Origin of the sequence: Acinetobacter sp. USHLN143 (assembly GCF_037145695.1) — a bacterium.
Lineage (GTDB): Bacteria > Pseudomonadota > Gammaproteobacteria > Pseudomonadales > Moraxellaceae > Acinetobacter > Acinetobacter fasciculus.
This window is the reverse complement of record NZ_JBBCWZ010000129.1, coordinates 1-4,337: the sequence shown is the minus strand read 5'-3', so window position 1 is coordinate 4,337 and position 4,337 is coordinate 1. Positions and strand designations below refer to the sequence as shown.

5 protein-coding genes and 1 pseudogene are annotated in these 4,337 nt (G+C 40.9%); 5 read left to right on the top strand and 1 reads right to left on the bottom strand.

The genetic code is table 11. The annotated features are described in order from the left end of the window. Positions 1-494: 494 nt before the first annotated feature. The 3 genes and pseudogenes from WFH18_RS16940 to WFH18_RS18580 all read left to right on the top strand — a co-directional run bounded on the left by WFH18_RS16940 (position 495) and on the right by WFH18_RS18580 (position 1,963). The gene (locus WFH18_RS16940; protein WP_110393193.1) at positions 495-839 is read left to right on the top strand and encodes a plasmid mobilization protein; all 345 of its coding nucleotides are present in this window, start codon (positions 495-497) and stop codon (positions 837-839) included. Further along, a pseudogene (locus tag WFH18_RS18585) lies at positions 820-1,185 on the top strand (relaxase/mobilization nuclease domain-containing protein); the annotation flags it as partial. The gene WFH18_RS16940 and the pseudogene WFH18_RS18585, both read left to right, overlap by 20 nt. A 322-nt stretch (positions 1,186-1,507) precedes the next feature. Continuing rightward, a complete protein-coding gene (locus tag WFH18_RS18580) occupies positions 1,508-1,963 on the top strand; it encodes an MbeB family mobilization protein (protein WP_372339082.1) in 456 nt (151 codons plus the stop codon). A gap of 356 nt (positions 1,964-2,319) precedes the next feature. Here the strand turns inward: WFH18_RS18580 and WFH18_RS16930 are convergent, their stop codons facing one another. Further along, positions 2,320-2,655, bottom strand: coding sequence for a hypothetical protein (locus WFH18_RS16930; protein WP_087696065.1), 336 nt, complete (start codon positions 2,653-2,655; stop codon positions 2,320-2,322). Positions 2,656-2,685: 30 nt separating this feature from the next. Between WFH18_RS16930 and WFH18_RS16925 the strand changes: the two genes are divergently transcribed. Further along, positions 2,686-3,006, top strand: coding sequence for a hypothetical protein (locus WFH18_RS16925; protein WP_068553058.1), 321 nt, complete (start codon positions 2,686-2,688; stop codon positions 3,004-3,006). Between the two features lie 337 nt (positions 3,007-3,343). Beyond that, entirely contained in the window at positions 3,344-4,180 is an 837-nt protein-coding gene (locus WFH18_RS16920) for a replication initiation protein (RefSeq protein WP_336755325.1), read from the top strand. Positions 4,181-4,337: the final 157 nt, after the last annotated feature.

Sequence of the window (4,337 nt, the reverse complement as noted above, 5' to 3'; positions counted from 1 at the left end):
AAGTGCAACCTAAATCAGATATCAGCCCTGTCTTAAACGGGGCTTTTTTATTTCTGAATTAAATTTTTAAAAAACTATGACTGAAGGAGTTAGCAATGGTTGTGGGCAAAGACTTTTCCTGTGCATCAAACCTGTGTGTAACTCAACGTATAAATCTGTGATTTATGCGGAGTTATGCATAGTGTTTGTGCATAGATCAGAAAAGGCGTTCGCTTGCGATTGTCCATAATCTTGTAACGACTAATTTAATACGGGCCTAATCCCAGATAGCCTTTGATCAGGCAGCCAATATTCTGACGAATCTTGCCTGCGCTAGATCAACATGCTATTGTGATTAGCCAGCACACACAAAGGGGACTTTCTTCGCTTCGCTTGAAGATTCCCTTTTGTGGCACTGGATCAGGGGCTTCACCCCCGACACCCCCGAAAACCGCCCAAAGAAAAAATCATAGATTTTCCCTTTGTCCGGTTACCGCCGAGGATTGGATTTAGTCATGACAAAACAAGACGTAGTGAAAAGACAGAAGGAAATCAAAATCCGTTTGACGGATGAAGAACATGAAAAGCTTTTGAAGCTATGCACTAAAGCCAGTCTAGCTAGTTGGATGCGTGAAACTTGCTTAGGTGAAAAACAGCCAAAACGTAATCAGATCCGCGAAGTAGATCCTCAGTTACTCAGACAACTTGCAAGTATTGGTAATAACCTAAACCAGATTGCCAGAATCATGAATCAACAGAGCAAAGCTAATTCTGCGATAGACCGAATTGCTGTTATTACTGCTTTAGCAGGCGTAGAGCGAGAATTACAGAGATTGCACGATGATCATAAAAATACATAGTCGTGGTGTAGGTGGTGGCTGTGGTCCCGTTGATTATTTACTTGGCAAAGACCGAGATCGGGAAGACGCAAGGCTAGACCGTGGCGACCCTGAACAAATGATTCAGCTGATTGATAGCACTAACTTTGCTCAGAAATATACGTCTGGTGTTTTATCGTTTGCCGAGCGTGATTTAGATGAACACCAAAAGCAACAGATCATGGATAGCTTTGAACGTGCATTACTTCCTGGACTAGATAAAGACCAATATTCAATTTTATGGGTACAGCACCAGGATAAAGACCGCCTGGAATTAAATTTTGTCGTTGCCAATGTGGAATTGCATAGCGGAAAACGCCTACAGCCATATTATGACAAGGCAGACCGTCCACGTTTAAACGCTTGGAAAGACTTAGTAAACGATCATTACCAGTTAAAAGACCCTAATGACCCTTTGAACAAGCGTGAACTATGTACACCCAATAATTTACCTAGAACCAAAATTGAAGCGTGTGAAGCTATTACAAACGGGCTTTTAAGCGTAGCGGAACGTGGAGAGCTAAAAAATCGTGATGATGTAGTCAAAACGCTTGAATCAGCAGGGTTTGAGATAGCCCGAACCACTAAGAAAAGTATCAGTATCAAAGACCCCGAAGGGGGGCAGAATATCCGTCTAAAAGGGGCTATCTATGAGCAAGATTTTAGATTTGGCAAAGAACTTCGAGCAGACATCGAACGAGCAAGCCAAGAATACAGAGCAGATCGTAGCAGCCGAGTTCAAACAGCACGAGCAACGCTTGATCGGCTTACTGAACGAAAACGAGAAAGTAATCAAATCCGCTATCCAAGAGCAGAACAAACGTCTGTTCCCGATTATGTTAAAAACTTGGAGCATCGTAGCCATAGCCATCGTAACAACGCTTCTATTGATGTGGGGGATTTTGACGTATCAGAGCTACAAAATCGGCAAGAACGCAGACTTAATAGCCCAGCAACAGGCCACAATTCAACAGTTGAAGGACGCAGGGGGCAATTTGAATATAACGAACTGTATAGACAACAAGAACCGAAAACGCACATGCATTCAGATGAACACCAAAGCAGGAAGCTGGAAGGGTGGCTATCTAGTGCCAATGGGGTATTAATTGATGACAGAACTCGAAAAGCACTTACTCGAAGCCTTGGAACAAGCTCAAGCACAACAGCAGCAGAGAGAAGCCGATTTACAGCAGATGTTCGAAGCTACACGGCAGGAAAATCAAGCTATCAAGGCAGCCTTCAAGAGCTTACTGGAAAGTATTTCCGAAACAGATCGGAAACAAGCGGACAACTGGAACAACTTAATAAAGCATGTCAGCGACTTGAATGGACAACTGAAAGACTTCGAGAAACAAAACAGGCTTTTGAACAATCAGTTAACCACAATACAAGAGCAGTTGATAAAGTTGAAAAAATGAATAAACCTCAAATTAGTTACAGTCCTAAAATGAGGTGAATAAGCTTATTTCTTACATACAAATTTATATAGGTCGTGTTTGCTAGAACCGGGTACTAAGTCAAACCACTGAGTTGGATTTGGCTTAATTGCTGTAGCAGAAATTTCACTGTATCCAATTTCCTGCATTTTTCCTGTTTTACAGTTGGTTTTAGTAGAGGTATAACCAATACTGTCAACGCCTACTCGCTTATGTAAAGCTGTGACAATATCACCTGATTTTGTTTGTTTTATTAAATAGTATTTACCTTTATCCCCTGACGCACTTCGCGGAATAAGGGTATCTGCTAAAGCATGGCCAGTAGCAAATATAGCGATAAATATAAGTACTAGTTTTTTCATATTCTTTTTACTCTAAATAAGGGGCTTTAAATGTTTAAAATTCTCGCGATAAGTTTACTAGGTTTATCTTTAATAGGGTGTGGAAATTCTGATCCTAATGCGCCTTCAAAACCTAAAAAACCTAAAACAGAAATGCAGATGCAAGCGGCTAAATTCTCTAGTATGTCTAGATGTTTAAAGTCGATTCAAGATACAACTAAATTACCTTTGAAGCCTATGACAGATAAACCAGAAAAAGTTACGGGTTTTCTTGGGGATACAGAGAGACAGTTTTATTGCGGAATCAAAGAAACAGGTACTGAAGGTACTTTCGTAGAAGGATGGTACACCGAAGAAGTAGAAGTTTATTAACAATGAAAAGGGCCAAATATGGCATAAGTCAATGTTAAGAAAAGAAATTTTGAAATGTATGGCAAAGAGTGGTACATTTCTGTAGGCGAAAAAAAAGCAAGCTGGCAGGCTCACTTTTTTCTCTTTGTTAAACAAATGCTTAAAGCATAAGTCAAACGCAAACTCGATACTTGCAATTGTACTGATGTTTTGACGCATTGCAACACCTTGGACGTTGCTAGTGATCAATAACCAACAATTTACAGCAGATTTTTACGCAAAATTACCTCACAAACCTTACTGTTCGGACGACTTAGGGTATGGGGTAATCATCCGACCAAAGAAAACGGCTATCCAAATGCCGTATATCCAACACAATCAACCGTGTTTAGTCACTTCTTTAGTGTTTGATATAGATCGACCAGACGCTTTTTTTGCTTGGTTTGATGCAAACCTACCAAAACCTAACTGGATAGCCAAAAACAAGCAGAATTGCCACGCTCATGTGGGATACATGCTTTCAGCACCAGTTTGTACGTCACATCGAGCAAAACAGAATATTCTTGAGTATCTAGCCAAGATTGAGCAAGCGTACACGCTTGCTTTAGGCGCAGATCGGGGCTATTCGGGCTTAATCACTAAAAACCCATGCCACAGTACATGGGAAACGCATATTTCTAACGTCCAACCGTATGAACTGGGTTATTTAGCTGATTTTGTCGAGCTTCAAGAGCTTAAAACCGATTTACAAGAGGTTTCAGGACTTGGTCGTAACTGTATGATGTTTGATACAGTGCGTTTTTGGGCCTATAAAGCGATTAGAGAACATTTAAGTGTTGGGTTCGATAGGTGGTATGCAGAAGTACTAGAACAGGCTAAAAACGTAAATGGAGCGTTTTTACAGCCACTTCCGTATTCAGAAGTGAAAGCCACAGCTAAATCTGTCGCTCGCTGGGTATGGCGTAACCATGCAGCAGCACATGCAAAGTTTATAGAGCGTCAGGCTGCTAAAGGGCGTAAAGGCGATTCTAGTCATGGCGGTAAAGCTAGATCAGCACAGTATAGCGATATGCGTCAGGAAGCCTTAAAAATGCATCTCATGGGTAAGAGCATCAAAGAAATTTCAGAATACTTAAGCGTGCATCGAAATAGCGTGTCGAAATGGATAAAAAATCCATGCACAAGTGCAACCTAAATCAGATATCAGCCCGTTTAACGGTTTTTGATTCGTGCAGGTGTGAAAGTGCAACCTAAATCAGATATCAGCCCTGTCTTAAACGGGGCTTTTTTATTTCTGAATTAAATTTTTAAAAAACTATGACTGAAGGAGTTAGCAATGGTTGTGGGCAAAG

Bases quoted from the DNA above. Each gene is read 5' to 3' on its own strand.
- WFH18_RS16940 (WP_110393193.1), top strand. From the start codon at position 495: ATGACAAAACAAGACGTAGTGAAAAGACAGAAGGAAATCAAAATCCGT.
- WFH18_RS18580 (WP_372339082.1), top strand. From the start codon at position 1,508: ATGAGCAAGATTTTAGATTTGGCAAAGAACTTCGAGCAGACATCGAAC.
- WFH18_RS16930 (WP_087696065.1), bottom strand. From the start codon at position 2,655: ATGAAAAAACTAGTACTTATATTTATCGCTATATTTGCTACTGGCCAT.
- WFH18_RS16925 (WP_068553058.1), top strand. From the start codon at position 2,686: ATGTTTAAAATTCTCGCGATAAGTTTACTAGGTTTATCTTTAATAGGG.
- WFH18_RS16920 (WP_336755325.1), top strand. From the start codon at position 3,344: ATGCCGTATATCCAACACAATCAACCGTGTTTAGTCACTTCTTTAGTG.